The 17753-nt window shown below is 55.4% G+C and carries 15 protein-coding genes; 6 read left to right on the top strand and 9 right to left on the bottom strand.

Going from position 1 to position 17753, the window contains the following annotated elements:
* Positions 1 to 86 precede the first annotated feature (86 nt).
* The gene (locus FJV47_RS07170; RefSeq protein ID WP_159611487.1) at positions 87 to 1100 is read left to right on the top strand and encodes a LacI family DNA-binding transcriptional regulator; all 1014 of its coding nucleotides are present in this window, start codon (positions 87 to 89) and stop codon (positions 1098 to 1100) included.
* Positions 1101 to 1201: 101 nt separating this feature from the next.
* Here the strand turns inward: FJV47_RS07170 and FJV47_RS07175 are convergent, their stop codons facing one another.
* The gene (locus FJV47_RS07175) at positions 1202 to 2542 is read right to left on the bottom strand and encodes an MFS transporter (RefSeq protein WP_159611489.1); all 1341 of its coding nucleotides are present in this window, start codon (positions 2540 to 2542) and stop codon (positions 1202 to 1204) included.
* Between the two features lie 263 nt (positions 2543 to 2805).
* Between FJV47_RS07175 and FJV47_RS07180 the strand changes: the two genes are divergently transcribed.
* A complete protein-coding gene (locus FJV47_RS07180) occupies positions 2806 to 3501 on the top strand; it encodes an IclR family transcriptional regulator (protein WP_159611491.1) in 696 nt (231 codons plus the stop codon).
* 88 nt (positions 3502 to 3589) lie between these two features.
* Here the strand turns inward: FJV47_RS07180 and FJV47_RS07185 are convergent, their stop codons facing one another.
* The 3 genes from FJV47_RS07185 to FJV47_RS07195 all read right to left on the bottom strand — a co-directional run bounded on the left by FJV47_RS07185 (position 3590) and on the right by FJV47_RS07195 (position 9195).
* The gene (locus FJV47_RS07185) at positions 3590 to 4864 is read right to left on the bottom strand and encodes an MFS transporter (RefSeq protein WP_159611493.1); all 1275 of its coding nucleotides are present in this window, start codon (positions 4862 to 4864) and stop codon (positions 3590 to 3592) included.
* A 114-nt stretch (positions 4865 to 4978) separates the two neighbouring features.
* Complete coding sequence (locus tag FJV47_RS07190) at positions 4979 to 8032, bottom strand: AAA family ATPase (protein WP_159611495.1); 3054 nt, start codon at positions 8030 to 8032, stop codon at positions 4979 to 4981.
* Positions 8029 to 9195, bottom strand: coding sequence for an exonuclease SbcCD subunit D C-terminal domain-containing protein (locus FJV47_RS07195; RefSeq protein WP_159611497.1), 1167 nt, complete (start codon positions 9193 to 9195; stop codon positions 8029 to 8031). The genes FJV47_RS07190 and FJV47_RS07195 overlap by 4 nt, the downstream gene beginning before the upstream one ends.
* 51 nt (positions 9196 to 9246) lie before the next feature.
* Here FJV47_RS07195 and FJV47_RS07200 point away from each other — a divergent pair, with 51 nt between their 5' ends.
* Positions 9247 to 10185 (top strand): hypothetical protein, encoded by a 939-nt coding sequence (locus FJV47_RS07200; protein WP_159611499.1) that lies wholly within the window; start codon positions 9247 to 9249, stop codon positions 10183 to 10185.
* A gap of 95 nt (positions 10186 to 10280) precedes the next feature.
* Here the strand turns inward: FJV47_RS07200 and FJV47_RS07205 are convergent, their stop codons facing one another.
* The 5 genes from FJV47_RS07205 to FJV47_RS07225 all read right to left on the bottom strand — a co-directional run bounded on the left by FJV47_RS07205 (position 10281) and on the right by FJV47_RS07225 (position 14155).
* Positions 10281 to 11282 carry an exonuclease domain-containing protein gene (locus FJV47_RS07205; RefSeq protein ID WP_159611501.1) on the bottom strand — a complete coding sequence of 334 codons (1002 nt, stop codon included), beginning with the start codon at positions 11280 to 11282 and terminating at the stop codon, positions 10281 to 10283.
* Positions 11283 to 11500: 218 nt separating this feature from the next.
* Positions 11501 to 11998, bottom strand: a complete 498-nt coding sequence (locus FJV47_RS07210; protein WP_159611503.1) for an SRPBCC domain-containing protein — start codon at positions 11996 to 11998, stop codon at positions 11501 to 11503.
* Between the two features lie 158 nt (positions 11999 to 12156).
* Positions 12157 to 12852 carry a hypothetical protein gene (locus tag FJV47_RS07215; RefSeq protein ID WP_159611505.1) on the bottom strand — a complete coding sequence of 232 codons (696 nt, stop codon included), beginning with the start codon at positions 12850 to 12852 and terminating at the stop codon, positions 12157 to 12159.
* Positions 12849 to 13766, bottom strand: coding sequence for an ABC transporter ATP-binding protein (locus tag FJV47_RS07220; protein ID WP_159611507.1), 918 nt, complete (start codon positions 13764 to 13766; stop codon positions 12849 to 12851). The genes FJV47_RS07215 and FJV47_RS07220 overlap by 4 nt, the downstream gene beginning before the upstream one ends.
* 29 nt (positions 13767 to 13795) lie before the next feature.
* A complete protein-coding gene (locus tag FJV47_RS07225) occupies positions 13796 to 14155 on the bottom strand; it encodes a GntR family transcriptional regulator (protein ID WP_159611783.1) in 360 nt (119 codons plus the stop codon).
* Positions 14156 to 14482: 327 nt separating this feature from the next.
* Between FJV47_RS07225 and FJV47_RS07230 the strand changes: the two genes are divergently transcribed.
* Genes FJV47_RS07230 through FJV47_RS07240 form a run of 3 tightly spaced genes read left to right on the top strand, consistent with a single transcriptional unit; the run spans position 14483 to position 17689 of the window.
* The gene (locus tag FJV47_RS07230) at positions 14483 to 15100 is read left to right on the top strand and encodes a DUF4956 domain-containing protein (RefSeq protein WP_159611509.1); all 618 of its coding nucleotides are present in this window, start codon (positions 14483 to 14485) and stop codon (positions 15098 to 15100) included.
* Complete coding sequence (locus tag FJV47_RS07235) at positions 15097 to 15870, top strand: polyphosphate polymerase domain-containing protein (RefSeq protein WP_159611511.1); 774 nt, start codon at positions 15097 to 15099, stop codon at positions 15868 to 15870. Before FJV47_RS07230 ends, FJV47_RS07235 begins: the two co-directional genes overlap by 4 nt.
* A 7-nt stretch (positions 15871 to 15877) precedes the next feature.
* Positions 15878 to 17689 carry a CotH kinase family protein gene (locus FJV47_RS07240; protein ID WP_159611513.1) on the top strand — a complete coding sequence of 604 codons (1812 nt, stop codon included), beginning with the start codon at positions 15878 to 15880 and terminating at the stop codon, positions 17687 to 17689.
* Positions 17690 to 17753 lie beyond the last annotated feature (64 nt).

Here is a 17753-nt window from a genome sequence, read left to right on the forward strand (position 1 = left end):
CCGGGTATTGTTGTTTCGTGGCCGCGGCGTGAAGAAAATACTTCTTCACTTGATCCGCGGCCACAAATACTTAGGAAGGACACATCGTGGCGGGGATCAAAGATGTCGCTGAAGCGGCTGGAGTCTCAATCGCGACTGTCTCTCGCGCCCTGTCCGGACGAGGCTCAGTCTCATCGTCGGCGCAAGAGGCAGTACAGCAAGCGGCCGCAGAACTTGGGTACGTCGTCTCGTCCTCAGCATCCGGCCTTGCTTCGGGCCGCACACGAAATATCGGTGTGCTGGTTCCGGTGATCAACCACTGGTTCTACGCCAGCGTATTAGAAGGCATCTCCAGTTCGCTGATGAATGAAGGTTATGACACCACGCTTTACCAGCTGACCAAGGACCGCGCTCAACGAGAAAAAATCTTCTCGGACTTCCTACTGCGCCAGCGTGTTGACGCCGTCATTGCGGTGAACGTTGAATTGGATTCCGAGGAAGTTCACGCACTGCATGCGCTGGATAAGCCATTGGTTGGTGTCGGTGGCCCTCTTCCTGGTGTGCCTACGCTCCACGTTGATGATGAAGGTATTTCTTCATTGGCTACCGAGCATCTGCTTTCCTTGGGCCATGAACGGATCGGCTTCATCGGCGGCAATGAAGAAACGGATGTCGACTTTAGGGTTCCTAGCCATCGGCTGACTGGATACGAACGTGCCCTCACCGAAGCAGGTATCGCGGTCGATGATTCCCTGTGCGTCGGCGCTGACTTCACCATGCCTCAGGCCTATCAGGTAGCCAAGCAACTGTTGGGCAATCCGAAGGGCCGGCCCACCGCAGTGTTGGCCGCGAGCGACGAGATGGCCATTGGCGCCATCCTCGCTGCCCGGGATCTTGGGATGCAAGTCCCCCAAGAACTCTCAGTGATCGGCGTGGACAACCACGATCTTTCCGAAATGTTTGGACTGACAACCATCGAGCAGCGTCCGCATGAACAAGGAAATCTGGCTGTCGCTATGCTGCTTCGCGCCATTCGTGGCCAGGAGCCAGCCGCCGCAAACGAACTCGAGCACAAGTTGGTAGTTCGCTCCTCAACGACCCGCCCGTCATCATCTTCATAGAACCGTAGGTGCAGTCAAAGAGAACTGCCTGCGTTGCCGATGGACTTTCTTCCATCCGCCGCGCAGGCAGTTCTTTTTGTTTCTTTTGTGTTGGCTAGCCTCTAACGAGCGTCTTCGAGATCAGCCGACGTGCCTTCGATTTCCTCAACATGCAGGTTACGTCCGCGAGTCTCTCCGGCCCACAAGACCGCGCCGACTGAGATGACGGTCAGCACCATGATGTAAATGGCAATGGAGATTGACGACTTGGTTGATTCAAGCAGGATCTGAGCGACCGTAGCTGCAAATGCTCCGCCGAGAATGGCACCCAGTGCATAGCCGATGGAGATGCCTGAGTAACGCACGTGCGCTGGGAACATTTCGGCGTACATGGCCGACTGAGGACCATAGGACAGTCCCAGTCCCACTGTCAGGACAAAAATGGCGATCGTGTACAAAACAATGTTGCCGGTATCAACCAGCATAAACATCGGAATCATCCAAATGAATACGATGACGTAACCGATAACAAAGGTTGCCCGACGGCCAATCACATCCGAAAGCCAGCCGCCGACGAGCGTGAAGATCAGCCAACCAACCGAACCGATGGTCGTTGCCAACAGCACAGGGGCCACCGGCATTTTCAGCGCCGTGGTCGTATAGGAGATGAAGAATGCAATGACTAGGTAGCCGGCCGCATTGTTGGAGATGAAGATCAGCGCAGCCTGGATGACCTGCTTAGTATTCTTGGCCATAAGTTCACGCAACGGAGTATGCTCCGCCGCCTTACGCTGCGCCAGCTGCTTGAAGACTGGGGACTCTTCCACCGCACGACGGATCAAGTAGCCGACCAATACCAGGCCTACCGAAAGCAAGAACGGAATGCGCCAACCCCAGGCAGCAAAGGCCTCTGGGGACATGGAAATGCGAAGTACATAAAGCAGCCCGGTAGCCAGAATCATTCCGATAGGCACACCGATCTGTGGGTAGGCGCCGAAGTATCCACGACGATTTTTTGGTGCGTGCTCAACGGCCATCAATGCAGCGCCGCCCCATTCACCGCCGGCGGAGAATCCCTGAATAACGCGGAGTAGAACCAAAAGAATTGGAGCTGCGATGCCAATCGATGCATAGGTTGGTAGCAAACCGATCAATGCCGTGGCGACCCCCATAAGGATCAAGGTGAGAACCAAGATACGTTTGCGACCATACCGGTCCCCCAAATGGCCAGCGATCACCGCACCCAGTGGGCGGAAGAAGAAGGAGATGCCGATCATTGCGAAGGAAAGGATCTGCGCAAGCCCCGGATTCGATTGACCTAGGGGCGCCAAGAACAGTGGCGTCAAAAGGGTTGCGGTGAGCTGAGCGAAGATGAAGAAGTCGTACCACTCAATGGTGGTTCCCACGAGAGTTCCGGCGAGGACCCGGCGCTCTTCCTGGGTGCGAGTGACTGTAGATGACATGAGATGCCCTTTGCAGGTTATTACCGACCGTTCGGACGGTATATTGTGTTCACCATCATAATCTGAGAGTGAAGCAGATCACAAGAATTGTAGGATCTCCGCCCAAATTACGAACACCGATCTCCGATCGTGTCCGAAAAGAATTCGGTGTTCTAATAGAGAACGACTAAAATTTCAAACAAGAGCACCCATTCAGTAGTCGCAAGGCTCACAGCGAAGGCGCAAGCAGGCATTAAAAATGCCCCTTGCCAGATTGAAGTTTCATGCCTACCTCCCAGACGCTTTCCCGAGGAATCCGCGTCCTAGAAATCGTCGCCAGTTCTCCGATCCCACTGTCCATCGCGGAGATCGCACAAAAGCTGGAGGTGCATCGTTCCATCGCCTACCGAATAATCCGAACGCTGGAGCAGCATCATCTGCTCAACCGTGACGACGCTGGACATATTCGCTCAGCCTCGGGGCTTGCAGTACTGGCACGCTCGGTCCAGCACGACCTTCAAGCCGTTTCTACTTCTGAACTCACCGCGTTGGCCAACGAACTTTCGATGACTACCTTCGTGGCGGTGTGGGAATACGACTTGTGCACCACCTTGCAGTCAGTAGCTCCGCTGAACTCACAACGTGCCATCGTCCACCGCCCAGGTACCGTTCACGGGATGGATGTTGGGGCTGCTGGCATTGCCATTCAATCGCAGTACACCCCAGAAGAATGGAGCGCATTAGATAGCTCCGTCAACTATCGAGAAGCTGCAATTCAGGCGCGTCTGGACGGATTCGCCACCAGCGAGAATGAAGTCATTCAAGGTGTCATGTCCATTGCGGTCCCAATTATTCGCCCCGGCCAGACTCCGGCCGCATTAGCCGTAGTTTTTGCTAGCAGCACCGTAGAGAGTTACACACCGATCATCGAAGAATTGAAGTTCGCAGCCCAGCGCATCAGCGACAAACTTATGGCCTAAGGTACTGCAAGGCAAGTGAAACGACCCCGTGGTAGATCCAGTCAAGGATTTACCGCGGGGTCGATGCGTGAAACTACGCTCTTGAGAACTAGCGCACCCGAGACAACGAAGGTGCCTTGGCAACAATGATCTTCATCAGCAAGGCAGCGATCAGAATGACAGCGGCGCCACCGGTCGAAACCCAAAACGCTCCGAGGTATCCCAGCGACTGCGCAAAAACGCCAGCCAACCCGTTACCAATTGCAGTACCTACGACGATACCTGCCGAGAGCATGGTCATCACGGTTGAAAGGCGCGCAGCTGGCGCTACTTCCCCGCCCAAGGTCATCACAGTGACAATGACCGGTCCGACCGCAAATCCGGCGACGAACAATGCAACAATCATCCATGGTGTGGACGACGCGATATGAAGGCCAAAACTCAGGATCGTAAGCATGGCACCACACAGAATCCAACGGTTGATCTGTCGGAAGTACTGCGGCCAGGCGGCCACCGAGACAGCTGCAATCGCACTGGACAACCCCATGGCGCCGTATAGCAAGCCACCCTCGTTGGAGTTTCCTTGCTCTCCGGCGAAGGCCAAAGTACCCGCAGCAGATGAACCAAATACGGTGCCCAAGGCAATCATGCCCAAGACCAAGGCACTAATTGCAGCAACCTGGGCGCGAGTAATCGATACCTTCACCGAGCTCTTGGCACTGGCCACCGGTTTGACCGCAGCGCCTGTGCGGTGTGTGGCAAATACTGGGACGAGAACCAAGGTTAATATCGCAGCTAAAAACAACGGCAGCACCGGATTCACCAATGAAGCCAGTAATCCAACTGCTACCGGGCCAAAGACAAAGCCCAGCTCATCAAACATGGACTCGAGGCTGAGGGCCGCAGAAAGCACTTTAGGATTTTTCTGTTGTGCTCGCGTCATGGCGATCCACCGGACACGGGACATTGGGCCAACCTGAGGCCCCGTGGCACCGGTAACCAGACACATGAGGATCAGCAACGGCAACGACATTTCTGGCCCGGTGTTGCCCAGTAGAGTCAGCAAAACGAGCAAGACACTGTGAATAAGAGAAACGGTCACCAATACAGGGCGCTGACCATGACGGTCAGCGAGGTAACCAATGCTGGGTCCACCCACGGCAGAGCCGACTCCCACCATGGCGGCTGCGAGCCCGCCCAATGCATAAGAACCAGTACTAGCCGTCACCAAGGTCATCGACCCAATGGTCAACATGGCCAGTGGTAGGCGAGCAAAAAATGTTAGAGGCAGGAAAGGTGCTCCCACCAATGGAACGAGCGCAGAGTAACCGGATTTCATCGCTGAATCCTCACGGTCTTCTCCGGACAACGCATACTGAGTCATTAAAACTCCATGACGAAGCGTACGTCGTCCCACACCCCCCGACGTACAAAATTTCCCAGACATGCCAAATGGCACTAATCTCAAGATATCTAGCGCGGAGAAACAAGTCCAGTCCTAGAGACTAAGGGTAAGCAACCCCTCACGCTGAATCGTTGAACCATGCTGAGTCTTGAGCACGGAGACCCTGTTGGTAATCCTCTGCTTCATCTCGGCCACGTGCGATACCAACCCAATAGTTCGGCCACCAGCGCGCAGATTTTCCAAGGCTTGCATGACTTCTTCGAGGGTTTCGGCGTCAAGAGAACCAAAACCTTCGTCAACAAAAAGTGTCTGCATATCCACGGCACCCGAATGATGTGAAATAACATCGGCCAATCCTAGGGCCAATGCCAATGAGGCCATGAAAGTTTCTCCCCCGGACAGTGTCTGGGTCTCACGGTATTTCCCAGTCCACGAATCCAGAACTCTTAGGCCCAGACCAGATTTTGAGTTACCTTGTTTGGAGTCATCATGGTGCAGCGAATACCGGCCACCACTCATGGCGTCCAGGCGTTCAGTTGCCGCAATGGCCACTTCTTCAAGTCGGGCGGCCAGAACGTAGGTGCTCAAGGTCATTTTGTAGAGGTTCTCTCCCCCACCTCGAATGACTTCGGCAAGACCACGCAATCTGCGGTAGGACTCAATGACCGGTCCGGCATCAGCTCGTAATTGCTGTAGTTGGCTTACTGATTGTTCGTGACGTTCCAGTCGAGTCTGTGCCAGTACTACTCGTTCGCGCGCAAGTTCAAACTGTTCATCAGCTTCCCTTGCAAACTCAGCGGCCTCAAGAATTTGCGCTTCGTCAGGTGCCTGGATGTCCTGGGCTTCTAGCTCGATTGCCTTGCGACAATCCTCGGATCTTTCTAGCGTCGAAATCGCACTAGCCAAATCTGCGTCGGTACGCTGAAGCTGACGCAATTGTTCGCGTTCAGTTGGCTCAAGCAGTGCCGCCTCAAAGTCGGCCAAGGTCGCAAAACCTGCGTTGGTTCGTTCTTCATGCCATGTGGCCTGCGCCTTGGTCATGGTTTGTGCAGATTCTAGAAGCGTATGTAAAGACTGAACGGCTTTGGACAGGCCATTTGAGCGCAAAGTCAGTTCCGAAACCAGCGCGGGGAGATTTTCTTTTCCTTGACGTAGCTCACTCAGCTTCAGATCCAGTTCTTTGAGCTGGCCGGCCAACGACTGAGCGTTCTGCACTGCTGTAGCGTGTTCCAAGGTCGCTTGAGCAACGCGTGCGGTGAGCTGCTCGATGCGTTGGCGCAGGCTTTCTAACTTCGTCACCCGCGTGGCCACTTCGGTTTGTCGCTTGATAGCAAGTTGCAGCTCGTTATGAGCCTGATCAAGATTGCGGCGCAGTTGCTCGATCGTAGTGTCACCGATAGCTTGCTGGGCGGTCTCCAGTTTTGCCACAAGCATGTCGCGACTTTGAGCCGCTTTTTGGCCTTGTGCCCGCGCACTGGCTACTAGGGCTTCGAATTCCACGATTTGCCCATCATCAATCAAGGCGGCCCCAGCGTCGGCTTTGGCTGGCGCTGGATGCTCTGCGGATCCACAGACGAGGCAAGGTTGCCCGTCTTCTAGGGCAGCAGCCAACCGTAAAGCGCTCTGGTTCAGTTGCTCTGTGCGCAGAGCTAACAAACCCTTTTCCGCTTCAACAATCTTGAGTTCTTGTAAGCTGGACTTTTCGCGCGCGGCCAAGACTTTTTTCGCTAAGTCATCACGTACCGTTGCCTGTTCAATTTGGGCTGAAATCGATTGCTCCAGGTCCTTGGCCTGTTGCAGATTTTCTCCGGCAGCAACTTGATTCAGGTCTTCGGCTTCTAGCTTTTCACGCTCGGATTTCAGCTGCGCGACTTCTGTTTCGGCTTCGAGGCGAGTCTGTTCAAATGTTGAAACTAATTGTTCAGCCTTGGCTACTTCTCCTGCCAGTACGCCACGTTTGTGTTCTTCTTCGACTGCCGATTTGGCCACGGCAAGTTCTTCCGCCACCTCCGAGGCATGGGTGCGAAGGTCGTCCAAGCCCTGTGCATCAGAACCGATCTCTAAATAAAGAGAAGTCTTCAACCAGGCTTGATGTTGTTCCCAAGCGTTGGTGTTCTCATGCTTGGTCACCTGTGCGTACTTAGCCTGTACCCAATACGCCTGCACGGCTGTTGCCTTGGCATCATTTTCTAGGCGGGTAGCGGCAGCTGACGCAGCATCGTGTTGCTGAGCATATCGAGTCTGTGTGGCCCGCAATTCACTAAGCCGTGCAAATATTCTTTGTTGCTCTTCGAGGTTCTTGGCGTTCTGCGCGGTTCGCGTTTTTTCAGTACGCAACTTGTTGGCTTGCGCTTCGGCTTGAGAATGCACATGGCTGATGCGACGGTGAAAATCAGCAAACTGCTCATCGATGCTTAGTTCTGCGTGCTCATCATTTTCCTCAGGGGTCGCAGTTCTTTCCCGACCGGCGAGGAAAGCGGTCGCTTCAGAGACAATGCCCTCTTCACTTGCGCTCAGGCGCGCTTCAATACTCTCGGTATTTTTGCGTTCTGCGGCTAAGCGCGCGGCAAATTCCTCTTCGATTTTGGCGTAATCGCTCGTATCGAAGAGATTGGCCAGAAGGTCCTCGCGGTCTTTGGCCTTGGCGCGCAAGAAGTCTGCAAACCCGCCTTGAGGCAGCATCACAACTTTAGTGAATTGGTCGCGGTCCAACCCCAGCAAGCTGCCCAGAACATGCCCAACTTCATCGTTACGTGTCGAGAGTTCTTTCCATCCGGTGCTGGTGAACTCGCGCAGTAGGCTCGTCGCTTTTTGCTCCGTCGTCTTGTTCTTGCCACGCTTTGAAGGGCGCAGCCACGCTGGCGACCTGGTGACTTCGAATCGGCGGTCACCGATAGTCAGCTCACAGACAATTTCGGGGGCCAAATCGGAAGGTGCATGGTCTGAACGGATTTGCCGGCTCCCAGAGCGGCTTCCTGGTAACGATCCGTAGAGTGCATAGCAGATGGCATCGAGAATACTTGATTTGCCAGCACCGGTGGGACCATCCAAGAGGAACAGTCCCCCGTCAGCCAATTCATCAAAATTGATCGCTTCACTGCCGGCAAAAGGACCGAATGCTTGGATCTGTAGTTTATGAATTCTCACTGGCTCACCTTCGACTCTCGCGTGGAACGGATCACCGAACTAATAACTTCACGTTCCGGCTCATCAGCGCAACGCTCACGTACATGCTCCATGAAGTCGCTCACTACTTCTTCGGTACTCGCGGCCTTGGCCATCCGTTGGGCATAACTGGATGGTTTTTCTTTTTCGTCGACACCCTCTGGGGCAAAGTTCAGGACCACGGTGTCGGGGAATCGTGCGCGGATGGCGGTCATGGCATCTGCTGGTCGCTGCGCGTCAGTTAGTGTCACCTGGCACCAGGCGGTGGTCGCAAACTCTAATTCGGGGTCAACAAGCAAGTCCGCCAGTTTACCTTTGAGCACCGCTAGCTGTTTGGGAACGGTCAGTAAGATTTCTTGGACCGAGGCAATTCCTTGGGCGTTGGTGTCGATAATCCATACACCCTTGCGTTGCTTAACCTCGGAGAATGAGTAGGCCAATGGTGAGCCAGAGTAGCGGATATAGTCACTGACTTTTTGCCGGCCGTGCAAATGTCCCAGGGCCGCGTAGTGGAAGGTCTCAAAGAGGTCAGCTGGAACCACGTCCAGATTTCCGGTGCTCAATTCACGTTCCGAGTCGCTGGCAAATCCGCCCGCGGCAAAAAGGTGAGCCATGACAATTGATACGGTCGGCTTTTCGGAGCCTGCCAAGGCTCTCAACTTCTCATCGATTGCTTCAACCGCGGCCCGGACCACCGCTTCGTGGCTGGCCTTGGGCGCACCCAATCGTTCCATCACCATACGAGGTTCCAAATAAGGAATCCCATAGATGGCCACCGTGTGGTCTTCTGCTTCGCGGACTACTGGATTCAGCATCCGGTCAACGTCTGCAATGATGTGCACCCCAGCACTGTCTAACAGGTCAGCGCCAAACCCGAGTCGAGACGCCGAGTCATGGTTCCCGCTTGTGATCACCACGGTGGCACCGGTGGCGCGCAGTTCACGTAGAACCCAGTTACACAATTGGACTGCGTCCACATGTGGCAGGGCGCGGTCGTAAATATCGCCGGAAATCAGCACCACTTCAATCTGCTGGTTAATCGTGATGTTGATGATTTCTTGCAGCACGGTTCGTTGCGCTTCAAGCAGGGACGCACCGTGGAAGGTACGGCCAAGATGCCAGTCTGAGGTGTGAAGCAATCGCATGTTTCCAACCATATGCAATAACACGGACAACTTGGACATTAGAATGGAGCTGTGAATGAAACCGGTGAATCTGCAGTCCTGCCAGAGAACTACTCAGACAAGGTGTTTGCGATCCTGCTCGGCCTAGCCGACGGCGCAACCCACGCCCGTGATGACATTGATCCCGGCGCGACCGAAATCCTGCCGCTCTACTTGGCCGATGGCCTACTAGAGGCGTTGGAATGGGCTCGTGACGGTGTCGCTAGTGACGAAGCCGCCTGCATGTGGCTGGCTGCGCTTCGTAGCTACAAAAAACTGACCGGATCCTTCCCGGCCGGTGCCCCTGAGCCATTGGGCCGCTGGATTGATCAGGAATTCCCTAAGGTCGAGATTTTCGAAAAGATCGCCGACGGCGACCGGCAGAACATTGCTGGCCTGAACGGTAACGACATGGGCCAGCCGGGCCGACCTTCGACTGAGGGCGCCGACTCAACCGGTGTGCTGCCTCGCGCGGCCATTACCGCTCTGCTCGCTCGCGTGCCAGTGGGCACCACCGAATCCTTGGCTCGTTCGGCAGCGTATTTGACCCACGATGCCCAGGCGGCAAAAACCGCTGTGGCTGCAGCTAAGATTCTTCGCACCGCTATCGAGCGAAGCGAAGCCTCCGTGGGCGAATGGGAGTCACTGCTCGAAGGTCTTGAAGGGCCTTCCGCTGATGCCCTTCGTGAGGTGGTCGCCAAGATCAGCGAGAACATTGCGCTCTCCCCAGTTGCGGCCTATGACGCGTACTTCGGTGAGAATGCTATGGAAGCAACGGACGAATCTGATGTTTCCGCTGCTCCAGAAGTAGTCGTGGCAGATCCCGAAGAACGCGATCCAGAAGTGGATGCCTACGCGGTGGCACTTCTCGCGGCGATTTACGGCACCGAAGCTGTTGGTGAACGTCCTGCTAGCGCACTAGATGACATCATCTCTGAGTTACATGATCGTTGGATGGCTCTGGTCGACTAGAGCTCTAGAACATCAAGTTGCACGTAAGGCCGGCTCGTATTGAGCCGGCCTTACGCATCTTGTAACGCAATCTGAAATGACGCAGTTATAAACGACTAAACATTCAGCCCAAAGCCACCGACCATTTGCATAAATTCGCCCTCAGAAATGATGGAAACTTTCTGACCGTTTTCGCGCAGGCGCAGTACGTGCTTAGCTTTGTTGGTCAATCTGCCATTGGCTAGATCTTCAGGAACAAACCCATCGCCGACCACCAAAGCGGTGGTGGCACGGGTGACCCGAGAGGCTGTTTGTGCACCGTTTTCCGCCGCCAATTCCTTGGCTTTGGGACGAGGCAACGCCAAATTTCCGGTAAACACCATGATCTGCCCAAACAGTGGATGGCTTGGATCGGCATCCATGTTTGGTGTCGGGTTGGGGCCTTCTTGGGGCCAATTGTTGAAAGCGTCCTGGGGTGGCAGCGGATGACCAGAAGCTAGCCAACCTTGGGCATCGCGCGTTGCCCGCGAGTATTCATCGCCTGGTTGCCAGGCGGAAGTCAGACCCAATCGGACACTGTGGTGGTCGGCGACTTCAAGCAAATTCTCAAGACCGGCGCGTTCTGCCATGTCGATCATCGCCCACGCGCAGGCTTCGGCGTCGGCCAGCGCTTCGTGGTGATTTTCGATCGGGTGTCCGGCTTCTTCGGCGACAAACGGCAATGAATAGCTTGGCAGGTCATAAGCCTTGCGGGAGAGCTTTACGGTGCACAGGTGAGCGATTTCGGGTACCGGGATCTGACTTGCTTCAGATGCTGCACGAATGACGCCGGAGTCAAAAGACGAGTTGTGGGCTACTAAGACATCGGGCCCGATGAAATCCAGCAACTCTGGGAGCAGCTCAGAGACGCGTGGTGCATCCTCAACCATGTCTGGGGTGATGTGATGGATCGACACGTTGCGCGGGTCGAAGTGGTCAAAACCTGCCGGTGGCTTCATTAGCCACTGTTTGGTTTCTGCTATTTGCCCGGAACGGACTTTGACCAGGCCCACCGAACAGGCGGAGCCGATAAAACCGTTTGCTGTCTCAAAATCTACTGCTGTGAAGTCCAATGCCACGCCCAATAGCTTACTCGCTTAATCGCGGGCACCGGCATGGGTGTGACGCGCGCGCCGTGCCCGGCGGGGTTTTCGCAGGGCGATACCGTGGTGGCAATTCACTGCAGTTCCGGAATTGACCTGTGGATATCAATTGATTGCCCGCCCGCGCGGCGCAATCCAGAGGCAGGGCATCTCACATTCGAAACCGGCAACCTCGCTTTTGGTGTGACCGGAAGTCAGCTGCAGAACAATTCCTCGTAGTACGAGCTGAGCGCCGGATAGTAATCGGGCTCGAAGACTACGCCTGCCACGTTGGTTCCATCCACCGCGGCGGCCAGCCGATCAAGGTAGAACTCCCAGCCCGGCCCGATGGACCCGGCCTGCTGCGGGTCAAGCCCCGGCATCTGGAAGACCAGCCAGCTGCCCTGGCCCGATGCCTCTACCTTCAGCTCCAGCTGCCAAGCCGAATCGCCGGTTCCAGTGCGCACCTGCAGCTGTCGCGTGCGCGGATCGCACTGCAAGATCTCCACGCGTTCGGTGGGCGCTTCTTCTTCGGCCAGCAGCACTACCTCGACTGCGCCGCTTTTTGGATCCCCGTGCCAGGATCCGAACCAGAGCGCCAAGTATTCGGAATCGGCCAGATAGCGCCAGATCCTGCCCGGGGATTCAGTGAACACGCGGCGCAATTCCAGCGCGCCGTGCGCGGTGCGGTTTCCGGTGGGCATAACGCTCATGGCTGTACTCCTGGGTTGCTCCACTGCCACCGCGGCACTGGCTATTCCAATGCCTTCGCCGGCAGTGATTGAAGAATAGCAAAAAGCGCTGGCTTCCCTCCCAAATGGAAAAGAAACCAGCGCTCATTTCATGATCTTGGATCCGGCCAGCAGACGGGCTACGCTGTGGCCTTGCGCAAGGTGAGATAGGAGCCGCCAGCCATCAGCAGGGCGACAATGCCGCCCCACAAGGTCACCCCAGCGGCGGTCCAGGTCAGTGCCCAGCTCCAGAACTCGTCCCAAAAGTTGGTGAAGGTGAACAGGGCGATGATCCCCAGCACCAGCACACCCAAGCAGATGAAGAATGCCACCATGCCAGTGGTGCGCCACCTCATGTAGATGGTCGCTGCCAGGAATCCGATCATGAACAGCAGCACCATCAGCACGAAGTAGAACAGGATCTGGACCAGCCAGTTGTTATCCGCAATCCATTGCAGCGCAAAGAACTGTCCGCCCATGCCCCAACCATCGGTAGCAACTTCCAGCAGTCCCATCAGGTAGTAGAACACCGAGAGCGCCAGCGCGCATACGGAGAACAGTGCCACGGTGCCCAGATAGAAGGTACGCCGCGAAATGCTCATGGCCATGGAGAACGGGAAGGTCAACGTCAGCGACTGGATTCCCAGGGCTAGGAAGTACCACATGGGCGCTTGGGCGCCGCCGCCGTACATTGCCCCGTCTCCGCCGTTGCGCCGGACCAGCCACCAGATGGCCAGGGTGAAGAGGAATGATGCACCCAGGATGATCAGCGGAATTCCGATGAAGGTGCCCTTGTTGATCAGTTGCATGCGGGCAACTTTGATGACGCGGTTCATTTTCTTGCCTCCGTCCGTTCTTCTGTCCTTTGTGCCGTGCTGCCGCTCAATGCGCTGCGCACCACCAATTGCTGCAGCGACACGGGGCTCAGGTCCAGGCCCATGAGCTTCGCCTGCTCGCGCTGGTCCGCATCCAGATTGGCCTTGATCGTGACGCTGGCCAGGGCGCCGAGCGCATCGCGATGCAATACCTGCGCGGTGCCGATGAATTCCTGGACCTTGGCGGTATCACCAGTGACAGTGACCGCCGTGCCGCGCAGCTCTTCGGCATCCGAGTCGATGACGATTTGCCCCTTGTCGATCACGATGACGTGTTCGAGAAGGTTGGCGACTTCGTCGATCAGGTGGCTGGAGAGCACGATGGTGCGTGGGTATTCAGCGAAGTCTTCGACAAGGCGGTCGTAGAAGATCTGCCGTGCTACCGCATCGAGGCCGAGGTACGGCTCATCGAAGAAGGTGATGTCGGCCCGCGAGGCCATGCCGATGATGACGCCAACCGCGGACAGCTGCCCTCGGGAGAGCTTCTTGATCCTCCGCTTGATCGGCAGCGCGAACGCTTCGACGAGCTCCTGGGCCAGATCATCGTCCCAGTTCTCGAAGAACAGGGCTGCGGATTCGAATGCCTGGTGGACCTTGAAGTCATCGGGATATTTCTGTGATTCGCGGATGAAGCAGATGCGCGAAAGCGTCGGATCATGTTCGAACGGGGCGTGGCCGAAAATTTCGGCGGTGCCCTGGTCTGCATAGTTCTGCCCGGTCAGGATGGACATCAGCGTGGTCTTGCCGGCTCCGTTGCGTCCAAGCAGCCCGTAGATCCGATCCGGCTCCAGATCCAGGGTGACGTTGTCGAGCGCTTTCACGTCCTTGTAGGTCTTGCTCAGTTCGCGTGTGGCGATTGCTGTCGTGCGTGGCATGTCGTTCCTCCCTGTGCTGTAGAGATGTTTCAAGATTCCGAGCCGGTCCTGATCATGGCGACCAGCTCATCCACGCCAATGCCCAGCTTGGAAGCTTCTGCGGTCAATGGCGCTATGAATTGCTGCTGGAATTTCTCGCGGCGTTGCGCTCGCAGCCGCTGCGGTGCTCCTTTGGTGACGAACATGCCGATTCCCCGTTTCTTGTAGAGCAGTCCATCTTCCACGAGCCGGTTGATCCCCTTGGCTGCGGTGGCCGGATTGATCCGGTAGAACGCTGCGAATTCATTGGTTGATGGAACTTGCGCTTCTTCCGCCAGAACACCAGAGATGATGTCGTTCTCAATCAGCTCAGCAATTTGCATGAAGATCGGTTTTGAATCATCAATCATGCTGGCTCCCTCCGTGTTCATTCCCACCAGGTTAGTTAGTGAGTTAGTTACTCATGTAACTAACCATAGAACCATGACCCCGATTTGGCAAGCACGTGCGCTCTCGCCCGTTCTGGGCATTCTCATAAAAAACGCATAAGCGGGACAAAAATAAGCTGAAAATCCGCAGAATTCCGCGCCCAATTTCTCTAAGATCTCATTTTCAGCTGACGTTGAGAGTGCCTCTTGACGTGCCCCTTAGCAGTTTCATGAGACCACCCTACGAATCGCACAGAAAGAGACTCAACACTTTTAACACCCCCCCTTTCGAAAACATTAAGGAAATTCATGAACGTCTTGCTCTTTGCCGCTGCCGATATCATTGCGATGCTGATCCTCACCTTCGGCCTCTACCTGCGCCGTCACCGACGCCGAGATCTGGCCGTGTCCTACATCGGAATCAACATCGGTGTTTTCGCCGTAGCAACAGCTCTGGCCGGAAGCACAGTCAGTGCTGGTTTGGGCATGGGCCTGTTCGGCGTCTTGTCGATCATCCGACTACGCTCAACCGAGCTGGAACAGCATGAAATCGCCTACTACTTCTCGGCACTGGCCATTGGTTTGATCACGGGCATGGGTCCATCACCAATCTGGTTGCCATTGGCTCTGGTTGCTCTGATCCTCGTCGCCATGACCATTGCAGACCACTCCAAGGTCCTGCCAACCTATCGTCATCAGGAAGTCGTCATTGACCGCGCGATCGCCAATGACGATGAGCTCTTTGCCCACCTAAGCATGCTCTTCGGCGGCGCCACCATTCACCAGGCCGTGGTTCAGCAGCTGGACTTGGTCAATGACAAGACCATCGTGAAGGTTCGCTATGCGCAGGCACCCAGCGGGTTTCACAACCCAGCACACACCCGAACCGTAGATAATCACGAAGTCATTGCGGAGCAGTCACGATGAATTTCACCGACAATCTAGAAACCATTAGCCTCGATGAGCTCAATGAAGCTGCCGCGCTACAGAGACGCACCGACCGCAAGTACATCTTGACCCAAGCACAAGCCGAGCAGGTTCTTCCTCAGTTGGCCCAGCAGGCTCTGGTCCTTTCCATAGACGGGCGCCGTTCCTCGGATTACACATCGGTCTACTTTGACACTCCCGATCTGGCTAGCTTTCACCTAGCAGCCCATCCACGTCGTCGCAGGTTCAAGGTCCGCACCCGAAGCTACATGGATACGCAGCAGTGCTACCTGGAAGTGAAAACCGAAGGCGCACGGGCTCAAACCGTCAAGGAACGAATTGAGCATCCGTTCAATGCTCGTGCTGCACTCAGCGAGCAATCGCTGATCTACATTCAAGAAACTTTGAACCACGAGCTTGGAACCTGTCCTATTCACACCGATGCTCTGGTCCCAGTCATCGATTCTTCTTACACCCGCACTACCTTGTATTTGCCACAAACGAATAGCCGGGTGACGGTGGATGAAAACTTGGTCTGGACAGATCCAAAAACTGGATTCCGACTTGAATGCAACGAGATCATCGTGGAAACCAAATCGGCAATGAACGCCGGTCCAGCTGACAAGTTACTCTGGCGCCACCAGATTCGCCCATCACGCATTTCAAAGTTTGCCACCGGCATGAGTTTGCTTCACCAACACCTGCCAGCCAATCGCTGGCATAAGACCACAAAACATAAAATTTCCACCGCAGTTTCGCTGCATCCCTAGGAGTATCATGAACGACTCACCCAAACATCGGGCAGCCTATCCGGGCCGTTTCTCCGTCAAATCACCCCGCGTCCTGACTGCCGTTGCGTCCTTGTCCATCGGAGCTCTGGCTCTGGCAGGGTGCACGAACGCCGCCTCAGCGCAAAGTAGCATCGTCAACACCGAAGTCAGCACCGAAACCTCAACGTTCTTCAATTCAGATGAAGTCCATGAAATTAGTGTGACCGCGGATCCTGGTGACATTACCGCGGCGTTGAAGGCTTACGCTGCTGATGGCACCAAGGACTGGATCTCAGCCGACGTCACCATTGACGGAAATACGTTTAAGAATGTTGGTTTGAAGCTCAAGGGCAATTCCACTCTGCGTGGTGCAGATGAATCGTCGGATGCTGCGACGTTGCCGTGGATCATCCGCCTGGACAAGTTTGAAGCCAATCAAAGCTACTCGGGCCGCACGGAGTTTGTCGTTCGTACCAACAACACGGAGTCTTCACTCAACGAAGCTGTGGCACTTGACCTGCTTGGTGAAGCTGGCCTCGCCACGGAACATGCTGCGGAAACCAAATTTTCGCTCAACGGTTCAGATGCCGAGTTGCGTCTTGTCATCGATAACCCATCGGATGAACTGTACAGCGACGAAACCTTTGACGGCGACGGCATCACTTACAAGGCTGATGCCAGCGGTGACTACTCGTACCGCGGAGACTCAGGCAGTGACTATGAATCCGCATTTGAAGTTAAAGCTGGCGAAGATGACCTGACTCCCGTCGCTACTTTCCTGCATTTCGTGAATAACTCCTCGGATGAAGACTTCTCAGCAAAACTCTTCGATTACTTGGACACAGATCAATTCGCTACCTACCTTGCAATGCAAGATTTGGTTTCAAATTCCGATGACATTGACGGACCGGGTAACAACTCATACCTGCGTTACGACAGTGCCACGAAGAAGATGACCGTCGTGGCCTGGGACCAGAATCTCTCCTTCGGCGGCATGGGCGGAGGAATGGGAGGCGGCAAAGGTGGTGGCATGGGCGGGAACATGGGCGGCGGTCCTGGCAAGATGGACCCAGACTCTTTGCTGACCAGCATGCTCCCGGACGGCCTATCGTTGGATGATGCCAAGAAGCAGATCGAAGCGGGCACAGTTCCCGATGGGATGGAACTTCCCGACCAGATGAAACTCAGCGATGGCACCAAGCTCATTGATGTTGTCAAGGATCTCGTTGACGGAAACATGCCAGACGGCCTGACCTTCGCCGGCGGAGGCCAGCGCCCCGAGATGAATGGCCAGGGCGGCGCTCCGGGTGGAAACATGACGCCACCGGATCAAAACTCGACAGATAGTTCCAAGTCCACCGATAGCTCGGCTGATTCCAAGACGACTGATTCCACCGACACGAAGTCCACGGATTCCACGACTACCGATGAGAATACCAAGGGCGACAACGCCGCAGGCGCTCAGCGCGGTGGTGGCGGGATGGGTGGCAAGTCTAACGCGTTGGTCACCCGATTCCTGGAAGATGAGAATTTCAAGGCCCAGTACGAGTCCGCTAAGTCAGATCTTCAACAAAAGCTCTTCGACTCGGGTACTGCCGAAGAAATTCTGACCAAGTGGACCGATCTACTGACCAGCGATGCAAGTGATCTGATTGAGTCGGACACTGTGAGCAGCGAAGCTGATTCGATTCGATCGCATTTCACTTCGGAGTCTTCTGATTCTTCATCGTCCACTACTCAGCAGCCATCCACTGCTCCGAAGACCAAGGATGAAGAAGCGACACCAAGCGCTTCGGCATCGGCATCAACCGATTCCTAATTCTCGGTCATACTCAAAGGTTCGGGCCCGCATTCCCAAGGAATACGGGCCCGAACCTTTTAAC

It is taken from the genome of Glutamicibacter sp. JC586 (assembly GCF_009805585.1).
Classification (GTDB): domain Bacteria; phylum Actinomycetota; class Actinomycetes; order Actinomycetales; family Micrococcaceae; genus Glutamicibacter.